Genomic DNA, 15,728 nt, shown 5'->3' on the forward strand with positions numbered 1-15,728 from the left:
GTTTCGGCCCTGCCTGGCCTTGGTGGTGTGGTCGTCCGGTGGTGAGGTGGACGGGTCGGGCCCATTCCCGCCTGGCGGCGTTGTATGCGTCGCCGCCGGGCGGGCGCCGCGTGCGGGCCGGGCAGGGGCCGGGCGGCCCCGGGGCGGGGGCCGGGGGGCGGGTCAGGCGGATCGGGGTTCGCCGGGGCGGCAGTGGAGGCAGGGCCGGTATCCGGCGGCGAGCGCGGCGGGCAGCCCGCGGAACCCGTGCCGGTGGGCGGGGGTGATGCGGCGCGCGTCGGCGCAGGTGGGGTAGCAGACGACGCCGGTGGTGTCGCTGCCGACCAGGCGGATCCCGCGGGCGGCCAGCGCGGCGGCCTCGTCGAGGTCGACGTTCTCGGCGCGCAGCAGCCGCGCCTTGGCCTCGGCGCCGAACACGTAGTCGCCGACGGCGCCGTCGGAGCGGGTGACGCGGTGGCAGGGGATCAGCAGCGGGACGGGGTTGCGGCCGAGCGCGGACCCGGCGGCGCGGACGGCGCGGGGGCTCCCGGCCTGCCGCGCGACCCACGCGTAGGGGCGGGTCTGGCCGCGGGGGATGGTGGCGGTGGCGCGCAGCACGGCGGCCTCGAAGTCGGTGAGGCCGCGCAGGTCCAGCGGCAGCCCGGCGAGGCGTCCGGTGCGCAGGGCGGGGACGAGCCCGGCGGGGGGCCGGTCGGCGGGCAGCAGCGGGCGGGCGAACCGGGCGCGGAACGCGGCGGTGAAGGCGGGTTCGTCCATCCCGGCGCGCAGGAACGCGACGCCGTGGTCGGTGAAGGCGACCTGGAGGTCCTCCAGGGGGCCGGGGACGGAGACGCGGCGGGCGGCGATGCGGTCCAGCAGCCCGGCGGGCGCGTCGGCGGCCAGCCCGGCGAGGCCGGAGGTGAGGTCAGAGGTGAGGTCGGAGGCGGTGGGGCCGGTCGCGGGGGCGTCCGTGCCGGTGGTGGGTTCGGTGTGGTGGTTCATGGGGTGCCCCCTTGCGTGTGGTGGTGCGGCTGGTGGGGTGCGGGGCGCCGGTCGGCGTCCTGGGCGGTGTCCTGGGCGGGGACTGGGGCGGGTTCCTCGGCGGCGAGGGCGCGCAGGCGGGCCAGGCCCCGGGAGATGTGGGATTTGACGGTGCCCTCGGGCAGGTCGAGGACGGTGGCGATCTCGGCGACGGGCAGGTCGGTGACGTGCCGCAGGACGACGGCGGCGCGCTGCGCGGCGGGCAGGCCGGCCAGCAGCGCGGCGAGTTCGCGGCGGGTCTCGTGGCGGGCGGCGGCGGCCTCGACGGGTTCGGCGGGGTCGGGCGGGTCGGGGGCGTCCTCCAGCGGGCCGGGCGGGGGGCGGCGGGCGGCGGTGCGCAGCCCGTTGCGCCACAGGTTCGTCAGGATCGTCAGCAGCCAGGCGCGGGGCCGCAGCTCGGCGATCCGCCGCGGGCCGTAGCCGCACAGGGCGCGGTAGGCGCGCAGGAACGCCTCGGCGGCCAGGTCCTCGGCCTCGGCCCAGCGCCCGGTGAGGCGCAGCGCGGTGGAGAACACCGCCCCCCGGTACGCCTGGTACAGGGCGGCGAACCCGGCGTCGAGGTCGCGGGCGAGCGCCGCGGTGACCTCGGCGGCGGTGTCCTCGGCCGCGGCCGCCCGCGCGGCCGCCCCGGCGTCCGCATTGGCGTCGGCATTGGCGTCCGCGGCGGCGGTGTCCGGTGCCGCGTCGGGGTGCCGCGTGTCCGCGCGTGTCTTCGGGGTGGTTTCGTCCATGACCGTCACATCTGTTCGAACACCGCCGTGACCTGTCGGGTTGCACCCGCCCGCCCCTCAGGGGCGGGGCGGGGGTCAGCCGAGCCAGCCGGGGCGGATCATGCCGGTCTCGTAGGCCAGGACGACGAGTTGGGCGCGGTCCCGGGCCCCCAGTTTCGCCAGGATACGGCTGACGTGGGTCTTCGCGGTGGCGGGGGACAGGACGAGCCGTCCGGCGATCTCCTCGTTGGACAGTCCGGTGGCGACGAGGCCGAGGACCTCGCGTTCGCGGTCGGTGAGCGCGGACAGCTCGGCGGCGGGCGGCGGCTCGGTGATCCGGGAGGCGAACTCGGCGATGAGGCGGCGGGTGACGGTGGGGGCCAGCAGCGCGTCGCCGCGCGCCACGACCCGCACGCCGTGGATCAGTTCGGGGGGTTCGGTGTCCTTGACCAGGAACCCGCTGGCGCCGGCCTTGATCGCGCCGTAGACGTAGTCGTCGAGGTCGAAGGTGGTGAGGATGACGACGCGGACGGCCTCCAGCCGCGGGTCGCCCATGATGCGGCGGGTGGCCTCCAGGCCGTCCAGGACGGGCATGCGGATGTCCATCAGCACGACGTCGGGGCGCAGGTCGGCGGCGAGGCGGACGGCCTGCTCGCCGTCGCCGGCCTCGGCGACGATCTCGATGTCGTCCTCGCCCTCCAGGATCGACCGGAACCCGGCCCGCACCAGCGTCTGGTCGTCGGCCAGCACCACCCGGATCACGTGATCTCCTCGGTTGTCTCGTGTGCGTCGTCGGGGACGTGTGTGTCGTGTGTGTCGTGTGTGTCGTGGGGGCCGGCGAGGGGCAGCCGTGCCCAGACCCGGAACCCGCCGCCGGGGCGGGGTCCGGCGGTCAGTTCGCCGCCGACGGTGGCGGCGCGTTCGCGCATGCCGCGCAGCCCGTTCCCGCGCACGGCGCCGGTCGCGGCGCCGGTCCCGGCGCCGGTTTCGGCGGCCGGGCCGGTGGGGGTGCCGGCGGTGGTGCCGTCGTCGTCGATCTGCACGATCACCGCGCCGGGGGTGCGGAAGACGCGGACGGTGGCGGTGGCGGCGCCGGCGTGGCGGACGGTGTTGGTGAGCGCCTCCTGCACGATGCGGTAGGCGGCGAGCCCGACGGGGGGCGGGAGGTCGTCCAGGCGGGCGTCGGCGGCGGCGCCGTCGGGGTCGTCGCCGGTGGGGGCGAGGTCGCCGGCGCGGTGGACGGTCAGCCCGGCGGCGGCGGTCTGGCGGAGCAGGTCGTCGATGCGGGCGAGGGAGGGGGCGGGCGCGACGGGGCTGCCCCCGCGCCCCGGCCCTCCGGGTGTGTCGGGTGTGTCAGGGTCGTCGTGGTCGACGTGGCGGAGGACGCCGAGGACGCCGCGCAGTTCCCGCAGGGTCTGCTTGCTGGCGGTTTTGATCGCCTCAAGGGCGGCGTAGGCGCGTTCGGTGTCGGCGGCGTCGGTGTCGTCGCGGCGGTGCAGGGCGGCGCCGGCCTGGACGTTGATGAGGGAGATCTGGTGGGCGAGGACGTCGTGGAGTTCGCGGGCGATCCGCAGCCGCTCCTGGGTGGCGCGGCGGCGCGCCTCTTCCTCGCGGCCGCGTTCGGCCTCGGCGGCGCGGCGTTCGGCGGCCTCGGCGCGGTCGCGGCGGCTGCGGACGTACTGCCCGAGCGCGACGGTGATCAGCAGGCCGAGGGTGAGGGAGGTCACGCCGCGGGCGTCCACGATCGCCTGCGGGTCGGCGCCGCCGTCGTGCCCGCGGGTGAGGGAGGCGGCCAGGAACCCGGCGTTGACGACGATGACGGCGCCCAGCGACACCGCCAGGCGGCATTCGACGGCGGCGTTGAACAGCGCGACCAGGAACACGAACGCCAGCGGCCCGTCGGGGTAGCCGAGCGGGTAGTACAGCGGGGGGCCGAGGGTCGCGGCGACCAGCAGCAGCAGCGGGTGGCGGCGGCGCAGCGCGAGCGGGACGGTGGTCAGGACGATCAGCGCGAGGCCGCCGGGCCACAGGGGGCGGTCCTCGGGGCCGGAGGCGACGGCGCTCATCAGGACGGTGACCAGCAGCGCGCCGACGGCCAGGGCGAGGTCGGCGTCGCGGACGTGGGGCGGGGAGGGCGGGCGCGGCGCGGGCAGCAGCCGCGCCGCCCGGCGGGCGGCGCGCCGCGCGGCCCGTCCCAGAGCGTGCGGCGCGCCCGGGCGCGTATCGGGGCCGGGGGTGGTGTCGGGGGGTCCGGCCGTGGTCCCCGCGGCCCGGGGGGCGGGTCCGGCCGCCGGTTCCGGCCGGGGCGGTCGGGTGTCGGTCACGGGCCCCAACCTAGTTCAGAGCGGGGTCCGGCGAGGCCGGGACGCCCGCGCGCGGGGCCGCGGGGCGGGGGCGGCGATCCTTGACTTTCGTCGGTGTCGGCGCAGATCACCGGCTTGTAGCGTGGGGCGGGTGAGCGAGTCGGGTGCCGGTGCGCGGGCCGGTGTGGTGGGGGGCGCCGTGTGGCGGCTGCTGGCGCGGCTGGTGGCGCGGTCGCTGGCGCGGTTGCTGGCGCGGACGCCGTGGGAGGTGCCGTCGCGGGTGCCGTCGCCGGGGGAGGTGCGGGCGCGGTTGCGGCGTCCGACGCGGGCGGCGCTGGTCAGGGACGCGGTGCTGTTCGCGGTGCCGGCGCTGCCGGTGGCGGGCGGGCCGCTGCTGCCGGTCACCGGGGAGTGGGCCTGGTGGGCGCAGGTGGGCGGGCTCGCGGTGTGGGCGGCCGCGGTGGCGGTGTCGCGGGTGTGGCCGCTGGCGGCGGTGTGGGCGACGCTGGGGCTGCTGCTGGTGAGCGGCAACTACGTGTTCGGGGTGCCGGTGGCGTCCTATCTGGCGGGGCGGCGGATGCGGCAGGCGCGTCCGGTGCTGTGGACGTTCACGGCCGTGTTCGTGGGGTGGACGCTGTTCCAGCTGGTGCGGGGCGTGCAGGTGACGTCCTGGTTCCCGCTGACGATCTGGCTGGTGCTGCTGGGCGTCCTGCCGTGGCTGGTGGGCCGGTACTGGCAGCAGTACCAGGAGCTGCTGCGGGCGGGGTGGGAGCGCGCGGACCGGCTGGAGCGCGAGCAGCGGATCATCGCCGACCGGGAGCGGCTGCGCGAGCGCGCCCGGATCGCGCAGGACATGCACGACTCGCTGGGGCACGAGCTGGCGTTGATCGCGGTGCGGGCGGGGGCGCTGCAGGTCTCGGCGGGGCTGGCCGAGCGGCACCGGGTCGCGGCGGCGGAGCTGCGGGCGGGCGCGGCGGAGGCGACCGAGCACCTGCGGGAGATCATCGGGGTGCTGCGCGAGGACGGCGGCGGGGCCGCCGGGGAGGGCGCCGGGGAGGTGGGGGGTGGGCCGCGGATCCGCCCGGCCCGCGAGAGCATCCCCGACCTGGTGGAGCGGGCGCGGGCGTCGGGCGTCCCGATCCGCCTGGCCCCCACCGGCGCGGGCGGCGACCCGGACGGCGACCCGGACGGCGGTGTGGGCGGCGGTGTGGGCGGCGGAGTGGGCGGGGTGACGCCGGTGGACGCCGAGGAGGTCGCGGGTCTGGTGCGGCTCGCGGCGCACCGGGTCGTCCAGGAGGGCATCACCAACGCGGCCAAGCACGCCCCGGGCGCGGCGGTGACGGTGTCGGTGACGCGCCGCGCCGACACCGACACAGGCGCGGACGGGCATGGGCGCGGGGTGATCTGTGTGCGGGTGGTGAACGAGCCGCCCGCGCAGCCGCCGCTGCTGCCCTCGGGCGGCGGGCGGGGGCTGACGGGGCTGGCCGAGCGGGTGCGGGTGGCGGGCGGGACGCTGCGGGCGGGCACCTCCGGCGACGGCGGGTTCGAGGTCGTCGCGGAGATGCCCGTGGCGCCGACGGCGCCCGCCGCGCCGCAGGGCCCCGCCGCCGATGCCTCCGGTCCGGTCGAGGGGCGGGGGGAGTGGGCGTCGGAGTCGGCGCGGCATCTGGCGCGCGAGCGCCGGCAGGTGCGGCGCGGCCTGGTCACGGCGATCGCGGTCCCGGCCGGGCTGATCCTGGTGCTGTCGACGGTGATGGTCGGCTACTACGTCCGGTCGACGTTCACCTCGGAGCTGAAACCGGCCGACTACGACGCGCTGCGCGTGGGCGACCCGCAGGCGCGGGTGGAGCGGGTGCTGCCGGAGCGGGAGGCGATGGGGGTGGGGGAGGTCCGCGCGCGGGTGCCGGAGCCGGCGGGCGCGGACTGCCGCTACTACCGTTCCAACACCAACCTGCTGGGCCTGGCGCGCGTTTACCGGTTGTGCTTCGCGGATGGCAGGCTGATCGGCAAGAACACCTACCGGACCGGGCAGGGCGCGACGATCGGGGAGGACAAGGGGTGATCAGGGTTCTGCTCGCCGACGACGAGGCGATGATCCGCGCGGGGGTGCGGGCGATCCTGGCGGCGGACGCGGGGATCGAGGTGGTCGCGGAGGCCGCCGACGGGCGGGAGGCGGTGGAGGCCGCGCTGGCGCACCGCCCGGACGTGGCGCTGCTGGACATCCGCATGCCGCGGCTGGACGGGCTGGCGGCCGCGGCGGAGCTGAACCGGCTGTCGCCCGCCACCGGCGTGATCATGCTGACGACGTTCGGTGAGGACGAGTACATCGCGCGGGCGCTGTCGGGCGGCGCGAGCGGGTTCCTGCTGAAGTCGGGGGACCCGCGCGAGCTGATCGCGGGGGTCCGCGCGGTCGCGGGCGGCGCGGCCTACCTGTCGCCGCAGGTCGCCCACCGGGTGATCACCGAGTTGGGCGGCGGGCGGATGGCGGTCGGCGCGCGGGCGCGGGAGCGCACCGAGGCGCTGACGCCGCGGGAGCGGCAGGTGCTGGCGCTGCTGGGCGCGGGACTGTCCAACGCGGAGATCGCGCGGCGGCTGCACGTGGTGGAGGGGACGGTGAAGGCGTATGTGAGCGCGATCCTGACGCGCCTGGACGTCCGCAACCGGGTGCAGGCGGCGGTGCTGGCCTATGAGGCGGGCCTGGTCGAGGGCGGCGAGGAGTCCCCCCGCCCCGCCTGACGCCCTCCGGGCCGGGACGCGGCGGCCGCGCCCCGGGGCCCGGGGCCTTGCCGGGGTCAGGCGTCGCGGCGGCGCAGCACGGTGATCCCCCCGGCGAGCGCGGCGAGGGTCCAGGCGGTGAGGATCGCCAGCCCGGCGGCGGCCGGGTAGGGGGCGTCCTCGGGGCTGAGGAAGTGCCGGCCGGCGCTGCTGGGCAGCGCGTCCGCGACGTGCGCCAGCACCGTCGAGCCGCTGTTGGCCAGCGTCAGCGGCAGCACCATCAGGAACAGGAACGCGCTGGTGAGGGTCGCGGCGGTGCTGCGCAGCACCGCCCCCACGCCCAGGATCATCAGGCTGACCAGCGCCAGGTACAGGCCGGTGGCGGGCGCGTCGCGGGCCAGGTCGGCGGCGCGCAGCCGCCCCCACTCGCCGAGGGCGGGGTAGGCGGTCGCGGTCCCGGCGAGGGCCAGCACGACCCCGGTGGGGAACACCACGGCCGCGACCACGGCGCCCTTGGCCAGCAGCATCCGCGTCCGGACCGGCACCCACTGCAGGGTCGCGCGGACCGCGCCGGTCGCGTACTCGCCGGTGATGACCAGGATCGCCAGGGTCAGCACGACGAACTGCACCATGTCGACCGCCCCGGTCGCGAGCCCGCTGACCGACACCACCCCGGGCGGGTCGGTGCCGTCGGGGTCGGTGTTGGCGCCGACCGTCGCCGTCCCCAGGATCAGGCACATGAGGACCATCATCAGCAGCGACCCGGCCAGCCCCCACCAGGTGGAGCGGACCGACCACAGCTTGGTCCACTCGGCGGCGACCGCGCCGCGCGTCCCCCCGCCCGCGCGGGGCCCGGCGCCGGGAGCACCGTTGTGAGCCTCGATGTGGAGGCCGGTGTGCACGTCGGTGGTCACGGGTGCCGCTCCGCTCCGGGGGTGGACGCGCCGTACTCGACGCTGGTGCCGGTCAGTTCCATGTACGCCTCCTCCAGGGACGCCTTCACCTCGCTGAGCTCCAGGACCGGCGCGCCGACCGCGTGGGCGGCCATCCCGACCTCCTCCAGCGGCAGCCCGGTGACCAGCAGCTCGCCGTCGGCGACGCGCGCGACCTCGACCTTCGCCCCGGGCCCGGGCGCGGGCGCGGTTTCGAGGCGCTCGGCCAGGCGCGGGGCGTGCGGGCTGCGGACCCGGACGGCGTTGCGGGAGCTGCCCGCGATGACCTCGGCGACCGGCGCGTCCGCGATCAGCCGCCCCTTCCCGATCACCACGAGCCGGTCGGCGGTGAGCTGCATCTCGCTCATGAGGTGGCTGGAGACGAACACGGTGCGGCCCTCGGCGGCCAGCGACCGCATGAGCCGCCGCACCCACCGGACGCCGTCGGGGTCCAGGCCGTTGACGGGCTCGTCGAACATCAGCACCGCCGGGTCGCCCAGCAGCGCCCCGGCGATGCCGAGCCGCTGCCCCATGCCCAGGGAGAACGACCCGGCGCGCCTCCCGGCGACGCCCTCCAACCCGACCGTCGCCAGGACCTCCTCCACGCGGCGGGCCGCGATGCCGTTGCTGCGCGCCATCGCCAGCAGGTGCCGCCGCGCGGACCGCCCGGGGTGGAGGGCCCCGGCGTCCAGCAGCGCCCCCACCTCCCGCAGCGGGTGCCGCAGCGCGGCGTAGGGGCGGCCGCCGACCAGGGCGTGCCCGCCGGTGGGGCGGTCCAGGCCGAGGATCATCCGCATCGTGGTGGACTTCCCCGCGCCGTTGGGTCCGAGGAACCCGGTGACGAGCCCCGGAGCGACGTCCAGGGTGAGGTCCCGCACGGCGGTGGTGTCCCCGTAGCGTTTCGTCAGCCGCCGCAATGTGATCATCAAGCCTCCCGGCCGGTGTCGGTCGCGGATCCGACGCTAGGAGGCGGGCCGGGCCCCGCGCAGTGCGCGTTCGTCGCCCCCGCCCCCCGACTTTCGACAGGGGACGGCAGGCAGGGCGCGGCGGGGCGCGGCGGGTCGCCGGGACGCCGGGGGGGGCGGACATGCGGACGGGCCGGGCCCGGCGGCATGTGGGCGCCGCCGGGCCCGGCCCGTCCGGAAGAGGTGCGAGGGTGCTAGGGGAGCGGCGGCCGCTCGGAGACGCCGCGCGCCGCGCCCATCACGTCAGGTGTGGTGACCGCCGCGTCCCCGCCCACCGCGCGGGACACCCCACCGGGCACCGCACCGCCCACCGGGACGACCGGACGCGCCGCCCCGAGCCCGGCCGCACCTCCCAGGCCGCCCAGGCCGTCCGGGGGGACCCCCGGGGAGGCGCCCAGCAGGGCCGCGCCCACCGGGACGTCCCGCAGCCTGTCCACCAGTGGCGCCGCGACCCGCACCAGCAGCAGCGCCACGACCGGCGCGACCACGCACCCCACCGCGAACCCGGCCGCGACGTCGTGGGGGTAGTGCACCCCGACGAACACGCGGGAGAACGCCATCAGCGCCGCCAGCGGCAGCACCAGCGGCGCCGTCGCCCGCCAGGCCACCACGAGCGCCGCCGCCGACCCCGCCGCGATCGTCGCGTGGTTGCTCGGGAACGACCAGTCGCCCGGCGCGGGGCACGCCGCGATGTGCACGGCGCCCGCCACCGCCCGGCAGGGCCGCTCCTCCCGCAGGTACCCCTTGGACACCTCGCTGACCAGGTACGCCGCGACCATCGCGACCGGCGCCGCCAGCGCCAGGCCCATCGCCCGGCCGTCGCCGCCGCGGGCCCGCCACCAGCCCGCCGCGAACAGCGCGGCGAACAGCAGCAGCCCCGCGTTCGTCCCGACGTCGGCGGCGGTGTGCACCCAGGGCGGTGTGCCGTCCGCGAACCCGGTGACGTCCCGGTAGATCTCGACGCTGACGTCGGGCGCTCGCATGCTCTCCCTCACGGTCGCGGGTGGTCCTCCCGGGGGTGTGACCCCGGCAGAACCACCGAAGTTCATCTTTTGTTCACCTTTCGTCAAGACTGTCACGGCGCGGCGGGCGCCCGCCGGGATTCGGGCACGTTCCACAAGGGGGAGACGGGGGCGGACGGTTCAGACGGGGGTCCCGGACGTCTCGGGGGCCTCCGCGCCCTCCCCGCCGGAGGCCGCCGCGCCGCCCCGGGCACGGCGGTGCCGCAGGAACCGGACGCCCTCGACGACGCCCGTCACCGCCAGCGCCAACCCCAGCCCCACCGCGACGCCCTTGATCGGGTCGTCCTCGAACGCGACGCCGCCCAGGTAGCCCAGCAGCGTCCCGTACACCGCCCACGACACCGCCGCGATCGCCGCGAACGGCGTGAAGGACCGCAGCGGGTACCGGATGACGCCCATCGTCATCGTCACCGCCGTCCGCCCGCCCGGCACGTACCGGGCGACGACCAGGATCAGCCCGCCGCGCTCGTCCATCGTCCGCCGCGCCCACCCGAACGCGGCGTGCCGCCGCGTCCCCGGCCGCAGCGACCGCGTCAGCCGCCCGCCCGACCCCCGCCCGATCAGATAGGCGACATGGTCCCCGGTGAACGCGCCGAGCGCCGCCAGCACCACCACCAGCACCGGCTCGGGACGCCCCGACGCCGCGTACACCCCCGCGGTGATCACCATGCTCTCGCTCGGCACCACCGGGAAGAACCCGTCGAGCGCGGCCACCGCGAACAACGCCAGATAGAACCAGGGCGAGGTCACCGCCGTGTGCAGGAAGTCCACAACACCGTCCATGTCCACAACGCTAGGTAACGGTCACCCGTGGTGGCATCGGACGGAAGATCGGGACCATCCCCGACTTTCGGCAGTACACGACCCGCCCCCGCCAGGTCCCTGAGGGGGAGGACCCCACCGCCCCGCACCCCGAAAGAACGACGTCCCGCCCCGCCCCCGCCGCAGGGTGACCGGCGGCCACCACACCGCCCATGCCCCCACCGGACGGCCGTGCACCTCCGGTACGAGACCCGCCGTGGCTCTCCCGGGTGACGCGCGGCGAACACCCCGATCCCTACCGTGATGACCCTCGACCACCACGGGAGCCCATGTGACCAGGCATAGGCGCGCGCTGGGCGGCGCGCTCACCCTCGCGGCGGCCGCCGCCACCGCGACCGCCCTCACCGTCCACCACACCCCGGGACGCGCCGCCGCCGCGGCCACACCGGCCACACCGCCCAATCCGTCCGGCGGCGCCGACCACGGGCGGCTCCGCGCGATCCTGCGGCGCCTCACCACCCGCGACGGCGCCCCCGGAGCGCTCCTGCAGTACCGCGACCGCACCGGCGACACCGTCCTGACCGGCGGCGACGCCGACATCACCCGGCACACGCCGATGCGGCCCGACAGCCGGTTCCGGATCGGCAGCATGACCAAACCGTTCATCGCGACCGTCGTCCTGCAACTCGCGGGGGAGCACCGCCTCGCCCTGGACGCACCCGTCGAGCGGTACCTGCCCGGCGTCGTCCGCGGCCACGGCAACGACGGCCGCGTCATCACCGTCCGGCAGCTCCTCCAGCACACCAGCGGCGTCCCCGACTACCTCACCTACCTCTCACCGCTGGACATCCTCAAGGACCCCACCGCCCACCACGACACCCGCGACCTGGTGAACCTCGCGCTCGCCCACCCCCCGACCTTCGCGCCCGGCACCGGCTGGCGCTACTCCAACACCGGCTACCTCCTCACCGGCATGCTCATCGAACGCGTCACCGGCCACACCTACGCCGAGGAGATCCACCACCGCGTCATCACCCCCCTCGACCTCGACGGCACCTCCGTACCGGGCGACTCCCCGCAGATCCCCGGCCCGCACCCGCGCGGCTACGCCCGCCCCGGCGAGGACGCGCCGCTCCTGGACACCACCGCCGTCAACCCCTCCGCCGCGGGCGCGGCCGGCGAGATGATCTCCACCGGCACCGACATCAACCGGTTCTTCGACGCCCTCGTCCGCGGCGCGCTGCTGCGCCCCGCCCAGCTCCGCGAGATGACACGCACCCGCCCCACCGGCCACCCCGACGGCGTCGCCTACGGCCTGGGCCTGGAGAGCAGGCCGCTGCCCTGCGGCGGCCTGTACTGGGGGCACACCGGCGACATGCTCGGCTTCGAGACCATGGGCGGCGCCACCCGCGACGGCGCCCAGGCGACCGTCATGGTCAACCTCGGCCCGGGCGGCCCGGACGCGCAGCGCGCGGACATGAAGGCCGCCATCGAAACGGCACTCTGCCCGCCCCGCCCCACCACCGCACGCTGACAGCCCCGCACCCGACCCCCCGCACATACGAGACGGCCGCCCTACCTGGCCCCGAACCCCTCCACCACCACGCGGCGCCCACCGGCCACCGGACGGTCGGCGCCGGTCACCGGCGCCGCACGCCCAACGCCCGGCAGGCGGCGCGGCGGGGGAGGCGGCACCACCCCGCCCGGCGAAACCGATCACCGGCGCCCCACCGCGCCGCCGCACCGCTTCGCGACGCTGCCCGCTGCCCGCGCCGCCCCAGCGCCGGTCGGGGCGCGCGTCCGCTCACCCCCCGCGCCGGGCCCGCCCCTCCAGCGGGCCCAGCAGCGGGTGGACGCGCATCGCCGCCTCCAACTCGCCCGGCAACTCGTCCCGGTAGCGGCCCAGCGTCGACAGGTCGGCGTGCCCCAGCACCCGCCGCACCGCGTCCATGTCCGTGGCCGCCGCCAGCAGATGCGTCGCCGTCGTGTGCCGCAGCCCGTGCGGCGTCACCCCCCGCCGCCGGCCCGGCTCCACCCGCGCCAGCACCCGGTCGATGACCGCCTGCACGTCCCCGCGCGCCAGCCGCCGCCCCCGCCACGACAGCAGCAGCGCCTTGGGATCGCGGCCCCGGTCCAGCAGCCGCCGCCCCTGCTCCAGGTAGGCGTCCAGCACCTCCGCCACCGGCGCCGGGACCGGCACGTCCCGCGTCCGCCCGCCCTTGCCGAAGATCCGCCAGTACCGCGTCCCCGCGTTGACGAAGAAGTCCTCCGCGTTGGCCCGCGTCAGCTCCGACACCCGCGGCCCCACCGCCGCCAGCAGCAGCACGATCAACCCGTCGCGCAGCTCCGTCCGCTGGTCCTGCCGGCCCCGCGCCGCCGGCGCCGTCTCCACCAGGTCATGCGCCGCGCCCAGCAGCCCCTCCGCCTGCTCGACCGTCAGCGCCCGCCGCTCGGCCCGCAACCCGCCCCGATGCCGCGGACGCAGCGTCACCGCCCCCATCGGATCCAGCTGCACCCACCCCGCCACCAGCGCGTGCCGGAAGAACGCCGACAGCGAACGCCGGAACCGCGCCTGCGACGACGCGCTCTGCGACGGCCGCCCGTCCGCGGGCGGGGGAGCGGCGGCACCGGGGGAGCGGCGCCCGTCGGGCTTGCGCGCGAACCGCAGCAGCACCGCGTCGACGTCCTCGCCCGTCAGGTCGTCCAGCACCCGCTCGGGACCCGCCAGCGCCGCGAACGTCACCACGTCACGCGCGTACACCTCCGCCGTCCCGGCCGCCAGCGCGCCCGTGGACCGCTTCGCCCGCACCATCTCCACATACCGGTCGGCCGTCTCCGCCACCGTCAGCCGCTGAACATCACTCGGACGCACCCGCCGCACGCTACCGCCCGCCACCGACAGAACCCGCCGCGACGACACGACGAACCCACCCGCCCCACGCCCGACCCGGCGGCGGGGCCCGCCGCGCGGCACCCCTCCCTCAGGACGCGTCCCCATCCTCCGGGCCCACCAGCAGCACGAGCTTCCCGCGCACCCGCCGCGCCTCCCCGACCCGATGCGCCTCCGCCACCTCCGCCAGCGGGAACGTCCGCCCCACCGGAAGGACGAACCGCCCGGAATCGACCAGCGCCCCGATCTCCGAGACCACATACAGCGCACGGCCCTCCTCGCCCCCGCTGAACCGCACCCCATGCCGCCGCGCCCCCTCGGCGTCCGCGACCGTGACCACCCGCCCCGCACCACCCGCGAGCGCGACCAACTCCGGCAGCACACCCCCGCCCGCCACGTCCAACGCGGCGTCCACCCCGCCGGGAGCGACCGCACGGACCCGCTCCGCCCAACCCGGACCATAGGCGACGGGCTCCGCGCCGAACGACCGCAGACGACCACGGGCACCCGGACCCCCGGTACCGATCACCCGCGCCCCCCGCGCCACGGCGAGCTGCACGGCGGCGCCCCCCACATTCCCCGACGCCCCGTTGACCAGCACCACCTCGCCCGCCCCGACGCCCAACCGGTCCAGGGCACGCGCCGCCGTCTCCGCCGCCACCGGCAGCGCGGCGGCCCCCGCGAACCCGAGCGACGCCGGGACGGGCGCGAAGCACGACAGCACCGCCAGCTCCGCCTGGACGCCGCCGACCGCGGAGAACCCGAACACCCGGTCACCGACGGCCACACCGGTCACGCCCGCGCCGACCTCGTCCACGACGCCCGCCGCCTCATACCCCAACCGCTGCGGAAGCCCCTGATCCATCAGGCCCCGCCGCTTCATCCAGTCGCTGGCGTTGACCCCGGCGGCGCGCACCGCGATCCGCACCTGCCCCGGGCCCGGACGCGGCTCCGCGACCTCGACGACCTCCAGGACCTCCGGCCCCCCGAACCGGCCGAACACCACCGCCCTCATCCCGCACTCCCTCCATCCGAACCCTCCCGGCACACCCCACCCTGCCGCCCACCGCTGACACGGACCGCACACCACGCTGACACCGCCCCGACCACCACCGCCCCGCCCACCCCGACCACCCCGCGCACGCCCACCTCTAGGATCACCACCGTGACCGACCGGCATCTCTTCGAGCAGACCGCCGAGGTCGTCCGGGGATCGGCCCCGCCCGACCTCGGCCCCCCGCACCTGCACGTCCGCCACAACGGCCTCAAGGTCTGGTTCGGCGACCCCGCCCCGCAGCGCGAGCACTACGAGGCCCAGATCATCCCCGCCGACCTCGCCCCCGGCGCCCGCGTCCGCGCCCTGGAGATCGGCTTCCACGCCGAACACCCCGCCGAACCCGACAACACCGCCGCCCTCGACCACCTCCTCGCCGCCGAACCCGCCTGGCGCCGCGACCTCGGCGACGACCCCGCCACCGGCGCCTTCCTCGGCCGCGCCACCTGGCGCCGCGTCTCCGAGACCTGGCCCGACCCCGACCTGGACGCCACCGACGTCCCCTTCGAGATCGGCGTCCGCCTCGTCGACTACATCCGCGCCCTCGAACCCCACCGCGCCTGACCGAAACGCCGCGCCCTGGGTAGGGGAGGGGCCGTGATACGCGTCGGCACCTCCGGATGGCAGTACACCGACTGGCGGGACGTGCTCTACCCGCCGGGCCTCCCGCAGCGCCGCTGGCTGCCCCACTACGCCGAGGAGTTCGGCACCGTCGAGAACAACAACGCCTTCTACCGGCTGCCGGCCCGCGCCATGTTCGAACGCTGGCGCGACGCCGTCCCGCCCGGGTTCGTCATGGCGGTCAAGGCCAGCCGGTACCTCACCCACATGAAACGGCTCCGCGACCCCGCCGAACCCGTCGCCCGGCTGATGGAGGCCGCCGGGGGACTGGGCGGCACGCTCGGACCGGTGCTGCTCCAACTCCCGCCCACGCTGCGGGGCGCGCCCGACCTCCTCGACGCCTGCCTGCGCCGCTTCCCCGGCGGCGTCCGCGTGGCGGTCGAGCCCCGCCACCCGACCTGGTGGACGCCGCGGGTCCGGCGGGTGCTGGAGGACCACGGCGCCGCGCTGTGCTGGGCGGACCGCCGCGGACGGCCCGTCACGCCCCTGTGGCGGACGGCCGGCTGGGTCTACCTGCGCCTGCACGAGGGCGCGGCGTCCCCGCGGCCGCACTACGGGGACCGGGCGCTGGCGTCGTGGGTGCGGCGCGTGGGGCCGGGGGAGGACGCCTACGTCTACTTCAACAACGACCCGGGCGGCGCGGCCGTCCGCAACGCGCGCAGGTTCCTCGCGCTGGCCCGCGCGAGGTGACCCCGCGCCGCCGGCACCCCACAGAGAACGGTCAAACCTCCTGA

Annotated in this window: 15 protein-coding genes; 5 read left to right on the top strand and 10 right to left on the bottom strand. The window is 77.0% G+C overall.

Annotated features, from left to right (window positions below; genetic code table 11):
- Positions 1–162 precede the first annotated feature (162 nt).
- The 4 genes from GNZ18_RS13170 to GNZ18_RS13185 form a co-directional block, all read right to left on the bottom strand.
- Complete coding sequence (locus GNZ18_RS13170; protein ID WP_156216618.1) at positions 163–981, bottom strand: methylated-DNA--[protein]-cysteine S-methyltransferase; 819 nt, start codon at positions 979–981, stop codon at positions 163–165.
- A complete protein-coding gene (locus tag GNZ18_RS13175) occupies positions 978–1,751 on the bottom strand; it encodes an RNA polymerase sigma factor (RefSeq protein WP_156216620.1) in 774 nt (257 codons plus the stop codon). Before GNZ18_RS13175 ends, GNZ18_RS13170 begins: the two co-directional genes overlap by 4 nt.
- A 75-nt stretch (positions 1,752–1,826) precedes the next feature.
- A complete protein-coding gene (locus tag GNZ18_RS13180; RefSeq protein WP_214619319.1) occupies positions 1,827–2,492 on the bottom strand; it encodes a response regulator in 666 nt (221 codons plus the stop codon).
- Entirely contained in the window at positions 2,489–4,054 is a 1,566-nt protein-coding gene (locus GNZ18_RS13185) for a sensor histidine kinase (RefSeq protein WP_312874479.1), read from the bottom strand. The genes GNZ18_RS13180 and GNZ18_RS13185 overlap by 4 nt, the downstream gene beginning before the upstream one ends.
- Before the next feature lie 130 nt (positions 4,055–4,184).
- On the opposite strand from GNZ18_RS13185, the gene GNZ18_RS42115 reads away from it, so the two are divergent.
- Together GNZ18_RS42115 and GNZ18_RS13195 are read left to right on the top strand one after the other, a co-directional pair.
- Complete coding sequence (locus tag GNZ18_RS42115; protein WP_156216622.1) at positions 4,185–6,095, top strand: sensor histidine kinase; 1,911 nt, start codon at positions 4,185–4,187, stop codon at positions 6,093–6,095.
- Complete coding sequence (locus GNZ18_RS13195) at positions 6,092–6,769, top strand: response regulator (RefSeq protein ID WP_214619317.1); 678 nt, start codon at positions 6,092–6,094, stop codon at positions 6,767–6,769. The genes GNZ18_RS42115 and GNZ18_RS13195 overlap by 4 nt, the downstream gene beginning before the upstream one ends.
- A gap of 56 nt (positions 6,770–6,825) precedes the next feature.
- On the opposite strand, the gene GNZ18_RS13200 is transcribed toward GNZ18_RS13195, so the two are convergent.
- From GNZ18_RS13200 to GNZ18_RS13215, 4 genes are all read right to left on the bottom strand, one after another.
- Positions 6,826–7,662: an ABC transporter permease gene (locus tag GNZ18_RS13200; RefSeq protein WP_156216624.1), complete on the bottom strand. Its 837-nt coding sequence runs from the start codon at positions 7,660–7,662 to the stop codon at positions 6,826–6,828.
- Positions 7,659–8,606: an ABC transporter ATP-binding protein gene (locus tag GNZ18_RS13205; RefSeq protein WP_156216626.1), complete on the bottom strand. Its 948-nt coding sequence runs from the start codon at positions 8,604–8,606 to the stop codon at positions 7,659–7,661. Before GNZ18_RS13205 ends, GNZ18_RS13200 begins: the two co-directional genes overlap by 4 nt.
- Positions 8,607–8,839: 233 nt before the next feature.
- Positions 8,840–9,628 (bottom strand): phosphatase PAP2 family protein, encoded by a 789-nt coding sequence (locus GNZ18_RS43120; protein WP_156216628.1) that lies wholly within the window; start codon positions 9,626–9,628, stop codon positions 8,840–8,842.
- Positions 9,629–9,787: 159 nt separating this feature from the next.
- A complete protein-coding gene (locus tag GNZ18_RS13215; RefSeq protein ID WP_156216630.1) occupies positions 9,788–10,450 on the bottom strand; it encodes a DedA family protein in 663 nt (220 codons plus the stop codon).
- A gap of 310 nt (positions 10,451–10,760) precedes the next feature.
- Here GNZ18_RS13215 and GNZ18_RS13220 point away from each other — a divergent pair, with 310 nt between their 5' ends.
- Positions 10,761–11,963 (top strand): serine hydrolase domain-containing protein, encoded by a 1,203-nt coding sequence (locus GNZ18_RS13220; RefSeq protein WP_312874480.1) that lies wholly within the window; start codon positions 10,761–10,763, stop codon positions 11,961–11,963.
- A gap of 270 nt (positions 11,964–12,233) precedes the next feature.
- Here the strand turns inward: GNZ18_RS13220 and GNZ18_RS13225 are convergent, their stop codons facing one another.
- Both GNZ18_RS13225 and GNZ18_RS13230 read right to left on the bottom strand, forming a co-directional pair.
- Positions 12,234–13,301 (bottom strand): tyrosine-type recombinase/integrase, encoded by a 1,068-nt coding sequence (locus tag GNZ18_RS13225; RefSeq protein WP_312874481.1) that lies wholly within the window; start codon positions 13,299–13,301, stop codon positions 12,234–12,236.
- A 109-nt stretch (positions 13,302–13,410) separates the two neighbouring features.
- Entirely contained in the window at positions 13,411–14,334 is a 924-nt protein-coding gene (locus GNZ18_RS13230) for an NADP-dependent oxidoreductase (protein ID WP_156216632.1), read from the bottom strand.
- Between the two features lie 150 nt (positions 14,335–14,484).
- Here GNZ18_RS13230 and GNZ18_RS13235 point away from each other — a divergent pair, with 150 nt between their 5' ends.
- Entirely contained in the window at positions 14,485–14,937 is a 453-nt protein-coding gene (locus GNZ18_RS13235) for a hypothetical protein (protein WP_156216635.1), read from the top strand.
- A gap of 33 nt (positions 14,938–14,970) precedes the next feature.
- Positions 14,971–15,684: a DUF72 domain-containing protein gene (locus GNZ18_RS13240; RefSeq protein WP_312874482.1), complete on the top strand. Its 714-nt coding sequence runs from the start codon at positions 14,971–14,973 to the stop codon at positions 15,682–15,684.
- Positions 15,685–15,728: the final 44 nt, after the last annotated feature.

It is taken from the genome of Actinomadura litoris, from assembly GCF_009733595.1.
In the GTDB taxonomy this organism is placed as follows: Bacteria; Actinomycetota; Actinomycetes; order Streptosporangiales; family Streptosporangiaceae; genus Spirillospora; species Spirillospora litoris.